A 16171-nucleotide genomic window follows, 5' to 3' on the forward strand; every position below is an offset into this window, starting at 1 on the left:
ACAGTATAAGTACTTAACTAAAATTTTACTTTAGTTAAGTACTATTAAGCCTCAGCATATTTTCCAGAATTATTAAACTAGGGGAATAGAAAGATGGTGTAAGTGAGGATAGGAAAACTTTTCCATCTTTGCTTTTGAGCATTTAACCGAAACGTCCACTGATATAGTCCTCAGCTTCTTTAGTTTGAGGAGAATTGAACATTTGCAGTGTGGGACTGAACTCCACTAATTTACCGCGACGTTTGCCATACTCGTCAATTTCGGTATTGAAGAAAGCGGTGAAATCTGCGACTCTCGAAGCCTGCTGCATATTGTGAGTCACCATGACAATGGTGTATTGTTGCTTTAGTTCTAAGCACAATTCTTCTACTTGACGGCTAGAAATTGGGTCGAGAGCAGAACATGGTTCATCCATTAATAATACATCTGGCTTCATAGCGATCGCTCTAGCAATACAAAGCCGTTGCTGTTGTCCGCCAGATAATGCAGTACCTTTTTCTTTGAGTTTGTCTTTGACTTCATCCCAAATGGCGGCGCGTCTGAGGGAATCTTCTACTAATTCGTCAAGATTACCTTTATAACCGTTAGAACGGGGAGCAAAGGCAATATTTTCGTATATTGTTTTCGGAAAAGGATTTGGTCTTTGAAAAACCATTCCTACTTGGCGGCGTAATTTTACAGAATTGATATTGGGGTCATAAATATTGCGATCGCGATAATTCAATCTACCTTCTACCCTTGCTCCTGGGATTAAATCATTCATCCGATTAAAGCAACGCAGTAAAGTACTTTTACCACATCCTGAAGGCCCAATAAAAGCAATAATTTGTTTTTCTGGAATTTTTAAATAAACATCTAAAAGTGCCAGAAATCCACCATAATATACTTTTACTCCTTCAGCATTAAATACAGTATTTGCTTGTTCTAATGTAGCGCCATCTCGTTGATTTTTGCTATTACTGTAGGTCATTTGTTGTCTCTCCCAAATATAAAGAAAAAATCATCCAACTAGCTATTAATTTATGCTTGTACACATGCTATATTCTGCTTCAAATTATCTACATCAGGTATCCAAGCCTTATTAATTCTGAATTCTGAATTCTGAGTTCTTACCAATTACTTAACGTGTTGAGAAGCGTTGCCGGATATAAATTGCCACACCATTTAAGGCTAAAATTAACAACAACAACGCAATAATTGTTGCGGCTGCTGCATCAGCAAAACCTGGTTCTGGACGAGTGATATAACTGTAAATTTGAATGGGTAATGCCATAAACCTTTGGAATAAACCAGGATCGAAGGTGAGAAAACCCACAGCACCTACAACAATTAGAGATGCTGCATCACCAATAGCACGGGATACAGAGATAATTACTCCAGTCAAAATACCAGGAATTGCATAGGGTATGACATGACTGCTAATAGTTCGCCATTTAGTTACACCTAATCCATAAGAAGCGTTTCGTAGGGAATCTGGCACAGCGCGAATTGCTTCTCTCGCCGTCACAATAATTACTGGTAGAGACAATAAAGATAAAGTCAATGCACCAGAAATCAAAGCGGGGCCAAACCCAAGCAAATAATTAAAAACTCCTAAACCAAGCAATCCGTAAACAATAGAAGGTACACCTGCTAGATTACTGATGTTAATTTCAATAATTGCTGTCCACCAAACTTTTGGTGCGTATTCTTCCAGATATAAAGCTGCTCCCACACCAATGGGTACAGTTACTAAAATCACAATAATTCCGAGAAGAATACTGCTGACAATAGCAGGACGAATGCCACCTTGGTCAGGGAAACGAGAAGGTGTTTCTATCAGAAAACCAGGTGATAAAAATCTCCCTAATCCATCTTTGAGAATATCAAAAAGTAGCAAAGCTAGGATAAATAAACCAATGAGTAATCCTAATAAAAAAAGGACTTCAAATACTTTTCCTAGCGTTTCTCTCTTTTCAATATTATCAGTAAATTCTGTTGTTGCATCCCATGAATCATTTTGTTTAAAACTTGTAGCCATGCCTATTACTCGTATTTTTCTTTAAAGCGATTAGCAATCCAATAACTAACAATATTTAACGTTAGTGTAATGAGAAATAAAACAGCGCCTACAGCGTATAATGTCTTGAAATTGAGACTACCACGGGGACTATCTCCACCAGAAATTTGTGCCATGTAAGCTGTCATAGTTTCTATGGATTCGGCAAAATTAAGAGTCAGTTTTGGTTGTAGTCCGGCGGCTATCAAAACAGTCATTGTTTCGCCTACAGCACGAGAAATACCCAAAATAATTGAGGCGATAATCCCAGAAAGTGCTGCTGGTAAAACTACTTTAAAAATGGTTTCTAGTTTTGTAATACCTATGGCGTAAGCTCCTTCCCGCAAAGAACGTGGAACTGCTTTAATAGCATCTAAACTAATGGAACCAACCGTGGGAGTAATCATTATCCCCATCATTAATCCTGCGCTCAAGGCGTTAAAAATTTCCACAGGTATCAAATTCCTGAGTAATGGGGTAACAAATAATAGTGCAAAATATCCATACACTACTGTTGGAACCCCTGCTAGGAGTTCTACTGCGGGACGTAAAATAGCCGCTACTTTGGGTTGAGCATATTCACTCAAATAAATCGCAGAAGATAAACCCAAAGGTATGGCTACTGACATTGCGATCGCAGTAGTCAAGAAAGTACCATTAATCAAGGGCCAAACGCCAAAATGTCTCTCTGCAAATAAAGGCGTCCATTTAGTATCTAGAAAGAATTGGGCAAAGGAAACTTCTTGGAAGAAACCAAATGTTTCTTGAAAGATAATTAACACAATGCCAAAGGTAGTCAAAACTGAAACTAAGGCACAAGCAAATAAAATTACTGCAACAATCTTTTCTGAAATGTCTTCAGATGCATTTTTCTCCAGAGACTGCCTAGATGAAAAATAACTATCTTCTTGAAAATTCGTATTTGCCATAAATGCTTAATTTGTTTGTTAATTTTTGATTTCAATTACTTCTAAGCTGAAATATTTTCACTTTTTATCCTTTGGTTAACAGACCACCAGGAGCTTATTTAAATAAAATTTGTAATCGGTTCGCCTGGTTTTGCTTTTTTAAATTTTGTCCCAGTTTCACCCCTAGCAAATTTTTGTTTAGTTTTGATATAGGCTTCATCGGGTAGTGCAACATAACCAACGCTATCTACCCATTTCCAAGAATTGTCTAGATAAAAATCTACAAATTCTTTAACTGCTGGTTTGGTATCTAAAGATTTTTTACTGACATAGATAAATAAAGGTCGAGACAGAGGCGTGTAGATATTTTTGATTACATTATCTACAGGAACAGGTTTTTGACATTTTCCCAAAGGACTTTCTACAGCCACTAAATTCAGTTTTTCTTGGTTTTGAATATAGTAAGATATACCTACATAACCTAATGAAAATTCATCTCCTGATACACCTTGTACTAGCAAATTTTGATTGTGACTAGGAGTGTAGTCTGTACGGCCATTCTTGGCTTTGCCAGTAACAGCTTGAGTCAAATAATCGAATGTTCCTGTGTCAGAAGCGGGAGCATACAGCTTCAGTTTTTCATTGGGAAATTTGGGATTTACTTGATTCCAACTCAGTATTTTACCGTCTGATTTAGCACTCCAAATCTTGTCTAGTTCCTTAATAGTTAGACATTTAGCAAAGTTATTTTTGCGATTGGCAATCACGGCAATGCCATCTAAAGCTATAGGCAACTCAACAAAGTCAATGTTCTTACTTTGACATTTCTTGATTTCTTCATCTCTAATGGTACGAGAAGCACCAGCTATATCAATGTCACCATTACAAAATTTACTGAAACCGCCACCAGTACCACTTGAAGCCACACTCACCTTCGCTTCGGGTTTGCTTTTACCGTATTCTTCTGCAACTGCTAAAGAAACAGGAAAACCCACAGCTGCACCATCAATACTTACTTGACTTTTTAATTCTTGTCCGCTGCTACAAGCACTGATACTAGCAGCAATAAGCGTTATAGATGTTAGTAAAAGACTATTTTTTAACTGGGGACGAAAGTTCATATGATTATCAATTGAGGTAAAGTAACACAAATGCCTAACAGGTTATATTTATTTGCATCTAGAAAATACTGCATTCCAAATCAGTAATTATGCTTTTTTGCCAGCTACAACTTTATCGAAAATTGCCCCATCTCCAAAAAATTTTTGCTCGATATTATCCCAGCCACCTAAATCTTGAGACGTAAATAATGTGTCTACTTGTGGATATTCAGATAATACTTCTTGGGCAACAGTGGGGTTCACAGGACGATATTGTAATTTAGCAAATTCTCGTTGAGCTTCTGCTGAATAAAGATAGTCAACAAACGCTTGTGCAACTGTTCTTGTCCCGTGTTTATCAACGTTTTTATCAACTACAGCTACCGGGTTATCAATAGAAATATTGAGTTTTGGTACAACATAAGGCAGTTTATTTCCAGTTTTCTCTGCCAAAATTACTTCATTTTCGTAGGTAATTAAGACATCTCCCTGACCTTTTTGGAAAAATAAATCGCTAGCCTCACGAGCATCTTTTGTCAACGCAGGGGTATTTTTATAGACTTTGGTGACATAATCTAAAGCTGTTGTTTCGTCACCACCAGCTTGAGTCACCGAACCCCACAAAGCTAGGAATTCCCAAATAGCAATACCAGAGGTTTTTGGGTCAGCCGCAATCAATGTCACCCCATCTTTTGCTAAGTCTTGCCAAGTATATATGTCTTTGGGATTACCTTCGCGGGTAACAATCGTCGCAACCGATCTGCTGACGATACCATTTCTAGGAGATTTGATTTCCCAACCTGGTTTAATCAAAGCTGCTTGCTGAATTTTATTTACATCCAGAGGAAGTGCCAAATGTACGATATCTGCTTCTTGTGAACCGTCAATCACAGCAGCAGCTTGAGCGCCAGAACCCCCATAACTTTGTTCAAATATGACGTTTTGGTTGTGTTCTTGCTTCCATTTTTCTACAAATTTTGGAATGATTCGATCGTGAGCTGCTTTTGTAACAGAAAAGGAAACCAGCCTCAGCTTGACATCAGCATTGTTAGCTGAACTACTTCCACAGGAAGCAACTAACATACTTAAAACAGCACCTATGAGTACCAAACTCACAAAGCTTTGAATACTACGCCCATTCAACCAATTTCTAATTAGGCGTTGGTAGCAAAATTTCATCACTTGCAAAGTTTTCTGGCGATAAATCTGCATTACCTGAGCTAGGTAGTTACCTACTTGTGTCTGTTGTTGCGGCTCGCTCATCGGAATTCACCCCTAAAACTACGGTATTTCTAGTTAGATACCGTAAAAAGAATTATAGGGTATACACAACGAAAATTTTCATCTGACTTCAACTTTTTTTACTCTAGCTATAGTTATTTCAAATACAGCTACAGCAGTTGTGTTGGCAAGTTTGTGTATTAAATCTGAACAAGATAAGAGTAAGTCGCAGTGAATATTTATCTTTAGGATAAGACAGGAAACAGAAGGCTCTAAGGCTGATGTTAAGAGGATTTTAGTTCAATTAACATTTATTCACATAATTAGGTTTTTTCACACCCGCTTACCAAACCGACTTGAGACTTTCAGCTTTTTGTATTCAAAAACCAGTAAAAATAACAATCGCAGTATGTTGGCGTAACTGAATGTTGGTATTTACAGACATTGACTGTAAAGTAACTTGATGCTTTCCTGTACACCTGCGATCGCCCAATTAATTTATATACATATAATAAATAATACTTGAATATCAATATTCAACATCAAATTCCTGGTGGCTAACAGCATGTAAATTGTTGAATTTTTAGAAAAAATAATTCAGTAAATTTTCTGAAAAGATGTCAGATACAAAGTAAAAAATTCTGTTAGAGTAAACTTAGCGATCGCTCACATACTTGGTCTTTAGTTACTGCCCAATAATTTGCAGCTTGTTTTATACTCATTGATAAAAGTTTTGGATCTCCCAAATTCCAAATATCTTCAGGAGTAGTTGGAGTAATTCCCAGACATTTGATAATTTCTTGAGCAATGGCTCGTGCTAACGGTGGCGGTACTGCATTTCCTACCTGTCTTGCACCATGCCATTTAGTAATATGAAAACGGAACCAATCAGGAAACCCATGTAATCGCGCCATTTCCCGTACCGTAATGCAACGAGGCTGACTATAATGAATAGGTCTAGGAGAAGTATGTGCGCCGTGAGCAGCATCAGTTCCGGCTCTCAAAGTGTTGGCTATGCCATTTTTTGCAAGTTTGAAAAAATGAGAAATAGGTTCTTTTTTTCCTTCCTCTGTAGCGAGAAATCTAGCACGTGAAATATCGGAATGATTAGTTCTCATACTAGAAGTTAAAACAGAGGAATTCCAATTTCTTCTATAGCCAAAATGCCAACTTTTATCATTTAAACATCTCATTTCTTGGGCATAAATACTCGGATTGCTCCATTTTTCAGTTTCTACACAATCACTAAATAACAACTCCTCAAATTCTTCTGCTTCTGGTAAATCTCCAATGGCATCCCAACAACAAGGAGTAGGAGATAATAAAGCATTGGCTAATGTTTCACCAAGTTGTTTATGAGACGGTATAGGATACTCAGGCAAGGCAAAACCTTTCTTTGCACCGATAAGAAATAATCTTTCTCGCCTTTGTGGCACTCCATAATCAGCAGCGTTCAAAACTTTCCACGGTAAACGAACTTGATAGCCATTTTCGCTGAAAGTTTCGATTAATTCTGATAGAAAACATTTATGTTTGCCAACTGTCAAACCTTTAACATTTTCAAAAACAAAATAAGAAGGTTTTAATTCTAAAACAATTCTGATAAAATCTTTGACTAAAAAATTTCTGGGATCGTCTAATGCTCTGCGTCCTATGTAGGAGTAACCTTGACAGGGCGAACCAGAAATTATAGTTTCGATATTTTGATTAGCAATTCCAGTTTTTTCTCGAATTTCTTTACCCGATAATTCAGTTATCGAACAAGGTAATACAACACAATGAGGAAAATTAAACTGATGAATCACTGCATGAACCGGATCTATTTCCACAGCAGCTTTCACATCAAAACCAGCTTGTTCAAATCCTAAACTCAGCCCTCCTGCACCAGCAAATAAATCTATGACTATTGGTCTTTTTCGCTGTTGTTTCATTTTTTTGCATTGGGCATGGGGCATTGGGCATGGGGTATGGGGCATAGGGGATGGGGAGATGGGGAGATGAGGGAGACAAGGAGAGAAGTCACCAGCGACGGCTTGGGGTAATAGAGTAGCCATTGGCCGTACTTGCTTTGCGTCTGGCTTCTCTTCTCCTGTGGTCGCCCCTGGGCGAACGAGACAGTACGCTAACGCAGGAAAGAATTGTTGCAATCTGTCTCCCTTGTCCCCCTTGTCCCCCTCATCCCCCCATCTCCCCATTCCCTATGCCCAATGCCCCATACCCTATTCCCCACTTCCCGATAACATTGCTAAAATTTCTTGAGCAGCTCGATTGCAAACCCCAATTTCTCCCAAATTACGCTGCATTTCTTGATAATCTGCCAAAGTTTGCTGCCTGCGAATTGGATTGATTAGTAATTCCATAGCTGCTTGAATAATGTTCTCTGGGGTGGCTTCCTCTTGTAAAAATTCTGGGACAATTGGCTTCATCGCCACTAAGTTGGGTGGCGATGCAAAAGTTATGGAACCTTTGAGGAATTTACGAGCTATCCAAGCGGTCATGGGATTTAGGCGGTAAACTACAACTTGGGGCACGTTTAATAAGGCAAGTTCTAAGTTGACGGTACCAGATTTGGTAATGGCTAAATCAGCAGCAGCAAAAATTTCCTTTTGTTGACCTGACATAACTGTAGCCCGTAAACCATAACGTTTAATTGCCTCTTGGATTGGCTGTCTGTAGATTTCCAAAGACAGGGGAATCCAAAACTGAACTTCGGGTAATTTAGCTTGAATAGTTTGGGCGGCTTGAAAAATAATTGGTAAAAGATATTTTAATTCTTGGCGGCGAGAGGCGGGTAGCAGAGCGATCGCAATTTGTTCTGGCTCAATGCCCAGTGTTGCACGTGCCGCTTGGCGACTGGGAGCGTCTTGCATCCGGTCGACTAAAGGATGCCCCACCCAAGTAACTTCTGCTCCCTGCTCCCGATAGTAACGGGCTTCTTCGGGGAAAATTGCCAATAGCTTGTCTGTGAAACCGACAATTCGATTAGTATTACGCAGACTCAATGACCAAGCCCATTCTTGGGGAGCTATGTAGTATACCACAGGAACACGTGGTAAATTTTGTTGCATAAAAGTGCCGATCGCCAGATTGGGACTCATATAGTCAATCAGCACTACCAAATCTGGTGGATTTTCTTTTAGGTAAGCGATGGCTTGTCGTTGCACTTGGAGAGTCGGCAAAACATAAGGTAGCCCCTCCAGAATACCCATTGAGCCAATAGTACTAGTATTGCCCAGTAAAATTGCCCCAGCTTGCTGCATTTTTTCGCCACCCAGGGCTAAAATCTCCAATTCCAACCCCATCGCCACAGCTTGACGCTTGAGTGCTGTAATGAGCAGCGACCCTTGCAAATCGCCAGATACTTCGCCGGTGCTGATAAATATCCGCATTTGATAATTCAAGTTTTAAAAGTGAGGAGTTAGGAGTTGAGAGTGAGGAATTAAAAGTTATGAGTTAGAAATTATGGGTTAGGAGTTAGGAATTATGGGTTAGGAGTTCAGAGTGAGAAGTTCAGAGTTAGGAGTGAGAAGTTAAGAGTGAGCAGTTAAAAGTCAGGAATTACAAATTTAGAGTGAGGAGTTAGCAGTTAAAAAATTTTATTTATCAACTCATAATTCATAACTCCTAACTCCTAACCAATAATTCCTAACTCCTAACTCCTAACTCCTAACTCATAATTCATAATTCATAACTCCTAACCTCTAACTCACGATTCATCACTTACGCCTTTTTTTGCCTTGCCAGGAATTAACCCACGTCTTCCTGGCATCTGAGAAAGTAGTAGGAACCGCCTCAAATGCTGCAATTCTTCTGTATCTCCCAACAATTCCAGTTGTTCTAAGGCATCCTTAAAGGACAAATTAGAGCGGTAGAGAATACGGAAGGCTTTTTTGAGCATTTGTAAATCTGCTGCGTCCATACCAGAGCGTTTGAGTCCCACAAGATTCAGGGTTCGCACCCGCGCTGGATTTCCCTCCACCAGCATGTATGGAGCTACATCTCGGTCAATACGCGCCATACCGCCGACCATTGCTTGTTTACCAATATGCACAAATTGATGGACACCTAAAACCCCACTCAGCCTTGCACGTGATTCTATATGTACGTGACCCGCCAATGCCACAGAGTTGGCAATCACTACCTGGTCTTCAATCACGCAGTTATGAGCCACATGAACATAAGCCATGAGTAGGTTACCATCACCAATCACCGTGGCTTCGCCAGCACCAGTAGCGCGGTTAATAGTCACATACTCACGAATCAAGTTGTTATTACCAATTTTGACCCAGGTTGGTTCTCCTACGAATTTGAGATCCTGGGGTTCCATGCCTATGGCTGCTCCGGTAAAAATTTGATTTCCCGCCCCAATTTCACAAGGCCCCTCTAACACTACATGAGCGCCAATAATTGTTTCAGGGCCGACTTTGACATGCGCTCCAATCACAGCATAGGCACCGACTTGCACTGTATGGTGGAGTTCCGATTTGGGATGAACTACAGCAGTTGGATGAATAAGCGTTTTCAAGGGTGAATCTCCAGAACTGTCTTAATAAGCCAGCGCGAACGAGGTTTTCTCAGGCAGTGCTTGGCTCTAATTACAGAGTTGTAGCGACTGCCGTTCCATTGAGGCGACTGGCATTGCTGAGCGTGAGTGTTTCAGTGAACGAAAGTGTCGGGCAAGCAAGTTTGAGTGTGTGTGCGTAGCGTCTCGCCAGAGAGGGCGGCGAAAATTAAGAAATGATCGGATTGCTGTTGTGGATTTTTTTTTACTGTTATCCTGATGGGGATTCAGTAGGGCAGTTCACGGCGATCGCCCATACCACGAAAGCAAACTTTTAGTTAACTAAAGAAAACATCAATTCGCCTTCACAAGCGAGTTGACCGTCAACTTCGGCAATACCTTGCATTTTACCGAAACGACGTTGTTTTACCCATAACAGTTCCACTGTCATCACTAGTTGATCCCCCGGTATGACTTGCCGACGAAAGCGGACTTTATCGATACCAGCGAAAACGAACAGTCCACCTTCAACCTGAGACATTTGAGTTAAGACAATGCCCCCGACTTGTGCCATTGCTTCGACAATTAGCACTCCTGGCATCAGTGGTCGTCCGGGAAAATGACCTTGGAAACAAGGTTCGTTGATTGTGACATTTTTAATGCCAACAGCTTTTTTACCTGGGGTGTAGTCAATGATTTTGTCTACAAGTAAAAATGGGTAGCGATGGGGTAATAGTTGTTGAATTTCTTCAGATGTGAAAGTTGTTTTAATCTCAGATGTGATTGTAGTGTCATTTGTCCCTTGTTGTTCGGTAGATACGGGTGTAGTGCGATCGCTGCTATTCACTTGGGTAAGGATTGACATTAGCCGTGTAGTTTTTTGTTATCTGGTAATTGGTAGGCGTATAATGGAACCCTTGTCAATTTGGGATTTTCAGCTTTGAGATCCAATCTAAAATCTGTCTTGAAAAGTTCAGATGCCTGCGGCAAGCCCCTTCGGATCTACTCCGGAAGCCGACGCACCCTATGGGAAGCAAGCTACCGACTTTTCGCAAAATCCCAAATCTAAAATTTTCTTTGCCAGTTGAATGTGTAAATTGTGGCTGGCTTTATACGCTAAGAAATGAGCAACAGGAAAATTTCCCAGCAAACTCAAATCTCCTACTAAATCCAAAATTTTATGACGGACTGGCTCATTTGCAAATCTTAATGGTGGATTTAACCACCCTTGGGGGCCACAAACCAGTGCATTATCTAAACTACCACCTTTAATTAACCCTGTTTTTTGTAAGTGTTCAATTTGATGCAATAATCCAAAAGTCCGAGCCGGAGCAATTTCCGCAGCAAAGCTACCAGAACCATCTCCTAGTTCAGCCGTTGGTGACCAACTATACCATTGATTACCAATGGCAGGCAGGTCAAAATCAATACCATAACTAAAACGGGTTTCTAGTGCTGGGAGGGCACATACAAAGGCATCTTCTTGATAAACCCATATTGGTTGTTGAATAGCCAAAGGTTCTTGACGATCAATTGTTTGTGATACCAAACCAACTTGGGCAATATTAGCTGTCCACACCTCTGCTGAACCATCCAAAAGTGGCACTTCTGAACCGTCAATTTCAATGCGGGCGTTATTTACACCCATACCCGAAAGTGCCGCCAACAAATGTTCTACTGTGCGAACATATACCTCTCCCTTGCCCAATTGAGTTGAGAGAACAGTGTGATTAACCGCCGCAATCTGGGCTGGAATGATTGGCATATCAGGTAAATCCACCCTAACAAAGTAGCGTCCACTACTAGGTTCACCTGGTAATATCCGCACTTGTGTAGTCACACCGCTATGCAGTCCCACTCCAGTTTGGGTGATTGGAGCTGCTAGAGTGTGCTGTTCCATAGCCAAAAAGTTAGTATATTGCGTTTATCCTTCATCATCTGTTTTTGGTAAAACCCCTGATATTCCCTTAAAAATGTCATTAATCCCTTTATCGGAACAGTATTCAGGCAAACGTCAAAATTAGCAAGCTCATCTTAAAAAGTGATGAGTTAAGAGTGAAGAGTGAGGAATTAAAACTCCCAACTCCAAACTTCTAACTCCAAACTTCTAACTCCAAACTTCTAACTCCAAACTTCAAACTCCAAACTCTAAACTCCAAACTCCAAACTCCAAACTCCAAACTTCTAACTCCAAACTTCTAACTCCAAACTCCAAACTCCTAACTAGTTAAAACCTTTCACCAATACCGAAATTAATCCGGCTATCCCCGTCATCATTGATACCGTAATCAATACGAATTGGGCCTAAGGGAGATTGGACGCGAACGCCGACGCCATAACCATAGCCAGTACCGTTTTTGTTCAGTATTTCAGCCGGTCTAGTGGTGGTTCCCAAGTCACTACCGATATCAAAAAATAGCGCGCCGCTAACTACTGAAAAAACCGGAAACCGATACTCAACTGATGCTTGCACGTAACTGCGTCCGCTACTCAGTGCCCCTTCTTCGTAACCCCGAACCGAGTTACTACCGCCAATGGTAAAGGCTTCGTAGGGCGGTAAGTCACCAAGGACGGTTCCGGCTTGCACATTAAACGCCAGGGTTTGTGCCCCTTTAGTGAGGCGAAGTAATTGCACGGGGAAATATTGGCTGTAGCTACCACGCAATCTTGTGAGTAAAATATTACCCTCTCCTATAGGTACTGACTGATCGATTCCGAAGCGGAGATAAGAACCGCTAGTGGGTTGGAGAGGATTATTACGGAGATCCCGCTGCGCCCCCAATTGCAACAGCAATAAATCGTCTTGACCATTACCAGAAAAGCTCAGTGGCACTTCTTCTGGACTGATGCGGTTGCCATTATCGTCGAATAAGGCTCCTGTTATTCTTCGGTTGCCATCAGCATCTTCGGTGGTAACTCGTTGATACTGTAAACCTGCTGAGGCAGTCCACACTGAACTTTTGTAGGGATTGGAGGAAAGGGGACGGGTAAAAGTGACACCACCACCGAAACGGACGACACGGGGGCGATCCTGAGCTTCTGTATCTGCGGGATTATCAGGATTAAATGTCCTAATCTCCTGATCTTGGCCGTCAAAAATCAGCGAAATGGAACTACGGCGAAAAATATTGGTTGTGTAGGAAGTCCGGTAAGGATCTCCAGCAATCCAGGGATCGGTAAACCGCAGGTCAAACAGCAGTTCCCTTTCTCCTACCTGTACCTCTGCTCCTAGTTTTTGGTTTCTGCCATTGAGGTTTTGCTGTTGATAGCTAACTGTACCAAAAAGTCCGCTGGCAGAACTAATCCCTGCCCCAGCAGCGATGGAACCGCTGCTACGTTCAGCAACATTCACTACTACATCAACTTTGCTGGGGTCAGTACCAGGGTCAAGGGAGACATTCACATCCTCAAATAGTCCCAGCCCATACACGCGCTGTAGGTCTCTTTGGACTGTGTTGCGGTTGAATACCTGTCCTGGCTTTAATTCGACTTCCCGCGTAATGATGTATTCTTGGGTGCGTCCCCGAATTGGTTGTCCTTTTTCGTCTGTTTCCTGACCATCTTTATTGCGGAATCGGACTCGGATGTTTTCCACCACCCCTTCTGCTACTTGTAAGGTAACAACTCCGTTTTCAGAGACTTGGGGCGCTCCAATGACGTTGGCTAGTACGTAACCTTGGTCTTGATACCGCTTGTTTAACTGCTTGATTCCTTCTTGCAAGTCACGCAGGTTTAGTATTTTACCATACTGGTCGCGAAATACTTCATCTACAGTGTTTGCTGGTAGTACCGAGGGAACGCCTGTGCCAGGATTGGCTTCCACTTGTACCTTAGTCAAAACGGGATTGGGCTGGACAACAAAGCTGACTCGTACTCCCAAAGGGGTGTCTTCTGGCGCTGCTTGGACATTGGAGAAGAAGCCAGTACCAAAGATAGCGTTAATATCTTCTTGCAGTTGGGTACGGGTTGTGGTTCGTCCTGGTTGGGTACGAATGACTCTGTAAACTTGTTCTTCCAATTCTGGTGCTAGTTGCCCAGTTTGCGATCGCACCACTACTTCTGAGACCAGGACGCGGGGATCGTTGGCTTCTGGGGTTGCACCTGGTTGTGTATTTTCAGGAGCCGTGCTTGGGGCTGGGGCGACACCTGGTTGTGTATTTTGCGGAGTAGTACCTGGGGCTGGGGCTGGTGTCCGTTGTTGACTATCTGGAAGTGGGATGTCAGGAGTTGAAGATGGCTGTTGAGTATCTTCGGGAGTTGTGGGTAATACAGGTTCTGTTGCAGGGGGATTGACATTTTCTGGGACTGGAGTCGTCTCAGGAGTTGGTAAAGGCGTTGGTTGTTGAATATCAGGGGGTGGAATGTCTGGAGCCGGAGATGGCTGTTGAGTCAAATTGGTATTACTTTGAGGTATTTGTGCCGTTGTTGTGGAGGTTGGCACTATCACCTCTGGTGTGGCGTAGGCGGAGAGTGGTGAAGAGGTCGCAGTGTTGGCGGTTTCCGTCTTAGGTGGAACGCCTAGCGTTAGCGCAGCATTAGCGACGTTAGGAGCGTTACCCGCGAACTCGTTGGGCGAAGCCGTTCTCGAAGAGTAGGGCTTGTCGTCAGACATCGCTTTTGTTTTTTTACCAGGGAAAACTGCCACCACACGAGATTCTAGATGCTCGTTATTAGAGTCACTTTGACCAGTGTCTTTTTCTGGCTGCTGATTGGTTTCCAGCGTCAAAACTTCGGTTGTCTGTTTTGAACTGTTGGCGGTTTGTGCATTTGCACTCGGTGAGCCACCCAAAGGCGCTGCAATTGCTACTGCTGTCAGCAATACGGGATATAAACGCATTTTACTTATGATTCCTCTTCACAACCACACACACCATCACAAATTAGTCATTAGTCATTAGTCACTAGTCATTAGTCATTTGGCATTGGGGAGCCACTGCGCCCTTGCGGCTGTGCCGACTGAAAGCAAGTGGCATCATCGGGCATTGTTTTTTTACAAAAGACGAAGGACAAATGACAAAGGACAATCCACACGAGTTTAATAGATTTTTCCCAGTTTTTTAATTATTACTATCTATTGCTTTTAGTACTCGCTGTAAAACCTCCTGGTAGGCATCTTCTACATTTCCTAAGTCCCGACGAAATCGGTCTTTGTCTAGTATGCGGCGGTTTGAGTCTGCTTCTTTGGTATCCCACAAACGGCAGGTGTCGGGGCTAATTTCGTCTGCCAAGAGCAACTGCTGTTGTGAGTCCAAACCAAATTCTAGTTTGAAGTCCACTAGGGTAACGCCGCACCGCTGCCAAAAACCATTGAGAAACTCGTTGATTTGCAATGCTAGATGTGTAATTGCATCGACTTGTTCCGGCGTGGCTAACTCTAGCAGGTACAGGCGATCGCGTGTCAACAAAGGATCTCCTAATTCATCGTTTTTGTAATAAAACTCAACCAAAGGCTGTTTGAGAATTGTACCCACGGGTAACCCTGTTTGCTGACACAGGCTGCCAGCTGCAATATTTCTAATCACTACTTCTAAAGGCAAAATCTTTACTGCTCTCACCCGCATCTGATTAGGGGCAGGGCTGTCAATAAAGTGAGTCTTTATACCATTTGCCTCCAACTGTTTAAAAAGCTGGCTGGAAATGCGGCAATTAATTTCTCCTTTTCCTTGAATACTGCCGCGCTTTTGGGCGTTAAATGCTGTGGCATCATCCTTGAAATCAGCCAACAAGACTTGCGGATCGTCCGTTGCATAGAGAATTTTTGCTTTGCCTTCGTATAGCTTGGAATTAACAGACATGGTGGCAGGTAGAATTGTAGGCGTTTGAGGCTTCACCATTTTATCTTTAGTTATTAACCATTGGCCAATACTAATGACTAAGACGACGAGACGACAATTCCTTCCATCCTTAGAAGAAACGGACTTCCTCGTTGTCTTTTGGTGAAAATAGTTGTAAGAGTTTGGTTTTTCAGTGAATGATTAGTCAACACGAGCCGATTACTTGAGATTCAGGACTTGATCTCTAACTTTTAACAGAAGACAATTAGATTTAGTAAGTGCTAAATTTTTCGTGTGTAATTTATTCATTCGTAGTCTCCTTGTAATTATTTTTGCAAAGAAAATTTAAATAAATTGTATATATTAATACCTGGTAAATAAGGGTTTCTAGCGAAGTTAATTACAATACCAATTTCATAAATTAAGATGAGATAAATTGACAATTGAGAGAAAAATTAAATATTCTCTCTAGTCGCTTTAGCAGAGACTTTCTTTGTAAAGTTTACGGTGAAAGTTTTTTAACCTTTAGACTTTAGTTTCAATATCTGAATCGACCAATTCCCGGATCGCTAGTTGTAAATGGAGTTTGATGATTGGGTTTACCCAGTCTGACAAACAAAGAACGGGTT

12 protein-coding genes are annotated in these 16171 nt (G+C 41.6%); all 12 read right to left on the minus strand.

Annotated elements, in window-relative coordinates; all coding sequences use genetic code 11:
• Positions 1-142 precede the first annotated feature (142 nt).
• Positions 143-970, minus strand: a complete 828-nt coding sequence (gene pstB / locus VF06_RS08155) for a phosphate ABC transporter ATP-binding protein PstB (protein WP_099067823.1) — start codon at positions 968-970, stop codon at positions 143-145.
• A gap of 150 nt (positions 971-1120) precedes the next feature.
• Positions 1121-2020, minus strand: coding sequence for a phosphate ABC transporter permease PstA (gene pstA / locus VF06_RS08160; protein WP_099067824.1), 900 nt, complete (start codon positions 2018-2020; stop codon positions 1121-1123).
• Between the two features lie 5 nt (positions 2021-2025).
• Positions 2026-2967, minus strand: coding sequence for a phosphate ABC transporter permease subunit PstC (gene pstC / locus VF06_RS08165; RefSeq protein WP_099067825.1), 942 nt, complete (start codon positions 2965-2967; stop codon positions 2026-2028).
• Between the two features lie 98 nt (positions 2968-3065).
• Positions 3066-4067, minus strand: a complete 1002-nt coding sequence (locus VF06_RS08170; protein WP_099067826.1) for a PstS family phosphate ABC transporter substrate-binding protein — start codon at positions 4065-4067, stop codon at positions 3066-3068.
• An 87-nt stretch (positions 4068-4154) separates the two neighbouring features.
• Complete coding sequence (locus VF06_RS08175; protein ID WP_099067827.1) at positions 4155-5309, minus strand: sulfate ABC transporter substrate-binding protein; 1155 nt, start codon at positions 5307-5309, stop codon at positions 4155-4157.
• A gap of 602 nt (positions 5310-5911) precedes the next feature.
• Positions 5912-7198, minus strand: a complete 1287-nt coding sequence (locus tag VF06_RS08180; protein ID WP_099067828.1) for a DNA cytosine methyltransferase — start codon at positions 7196-7198, stop codon at positions 5912-5914.
• 288 nt (positions 7199-7486) lie between these two features.
• Positions 7487-8656: a lipid-A-disaccharide synthase gene (gene lpxB, locus VF06_RS08185; RefSeq protein WP_099067829.1), complete on the minus strand. Its 1170-nt coding sequence runs from the start codon at positions 8654-8656 to the stop codon at positions 7487-7489.
• 317 nt (positions 8657-8973) lie between these two features.
• Positions 8974-9792: an acyl-ACP--UDP-N-acetylglucosamine O-acyltransferase gene (lpxA, locus tag VF06_RS08190; protein ID WP_099067830.1), complete on the minus strand. Its 819-nt coding sequence runs from the start codon at positions 9790-9792 to the stop codon at positions 8974-8976.
• 310 nt (positions 9793-10102) lie between these two features.
• Complete coding sequence (fabZ, locus tag VF06_RS08195; RefSeq protein WP_099067831.1) at positions 10103-10633, minus strand: 3-hydroxyacyl-ACP dehydratase FabZ; 531 nt, start codon at positions 10631-10633, stop codon at positions 10103-10105.
• Between the two features lie 159 nt (positions 10634-10792).
• Entirely contained in the window at positions 10793-11668 is an 876-nt protein-coding gene (lpxC, locus tag VF06_RS08200; RefSeq protein WP_099067832.1) for a UDP-3-O-acyl-N-acetylglucosamine deacetylase, read from the minus strand.
• Between the two features lie 327 nt (positions 11669-11995).
• On the minus strand, positions 11996-14605 hold the full coding sequence (locus VF06_RS08205) for a BamA/TamA family outer membrane protein (RefSeq protein ID WP_099067833.1): 2610 nt from the start codon (positions 14603-14605) through the stop codon (positions 11996-11998).
• A gap of 220 nt (positions 14606-14825) precedes the next feature.
• Positions 14826-15563 (minus strand): phosphoribosylaminoimidazolesuccinocarboxamide synthase, encoded by a 738-nt coding sequence (gene purC / locus VF06_RS08210; protein WP_099067875.1) that lies wholly within the window; start codon positions 15561-15563, stop codon positions 14826-14828.
• Between the last annotated feature and the right edge of the window lie 608 nt (positions 15564-16171).

Origin of the sequence: Nostoc linckia z4 (genome assembly GCF_002608075.1) — a bacterium.
GTDB lineage: Bacteria > Cyanobacteriota > Cyanobacteriia > Cyanobacteriales > Nostocaceae > Nostoc > Nostoc linckia.

What these genes read in the sequence shown, in the direction of transcription:
- pstB (WP_099067823.1), bottom strand. Translation starts at nt 970, where the DNA reads ATGACCTACAGTAATAGCAAAAATCAACGAGATGGCGCTACATTAGAA.
- pstA (WP_099067824.1), bottom strand. Translation starts at nt 2,020, where the DNA reads ATGGCTACAAGTTTTAAACAAAATGATTCATGGGATGCAACAACAGAA.
- pstC (WP_099067825.1), bottom strand. Translation starts at nt 2,967, where the DNA reads ATGGCAAATACGAATTTTCAAGAAGATAGTTATTTTTCATCTAGGCAG.
- VF06_RS08170 (WP_099067826.1), bottom strand. Translation starts at nt 4,067, where the DNA reads ATGAACTTTCGTCCCCAGTTAAAAAATAGTCTTTTACTAACATCTATA.
- VF06_RS08175 (WP_099067827.1), bottom strand. Translation starts at nt 5,309, where the DNA reads ATGAGCGAGCCGCAACAACAGACACAAGTAGGTAACTACCTAGCTCAG.
- VF06_RS08180 (WP_099067828.1), bottom strand. Translation starts at nt 7,198, where the DNA reads ATGAAACAACAGCGAAAAAGACCAATAGTCATAGATTTATTTGCTGGT.
- lpxB (WP_099067829.1), bottom strand. Translation starts at nt 8,656, where the DNA reads ATGCGGATATTTATCAGCACCGGCGAAGTATCTGGCGATTTGCAAGGG.
- fabZ (WP_099067831.1), bottom strand. Translation starts at nt 10,633, where the DNA reads ATGTCAATCCTTACCCAAGTGAATAGCAGCGATCGCACTACACCCGTA.
- lpxC (WP_099067832.1), bottom strand. Translation starts at nt 11,668, where the DNA reads ATGGAACAGCACACTCTAGCAGCTCCAATCACCCAAACTGGAGTGGGA.
- VF06_RS08205 (WP_099067833.1), bottom strand. Translation starts at nt 14,605, where the DNA reads ATGCGTTTATATCCCGTATTGCTGACAGCAGTAGCAATTGCAGCGCCT.
- purC (WP_099067875.1), bottom strand. Translation starts at nt 15,563, where the DNA reads ATGTCTGTTAATTCCAAGCTATACGAAGGCAAAGCAAAAATTCTCTAT.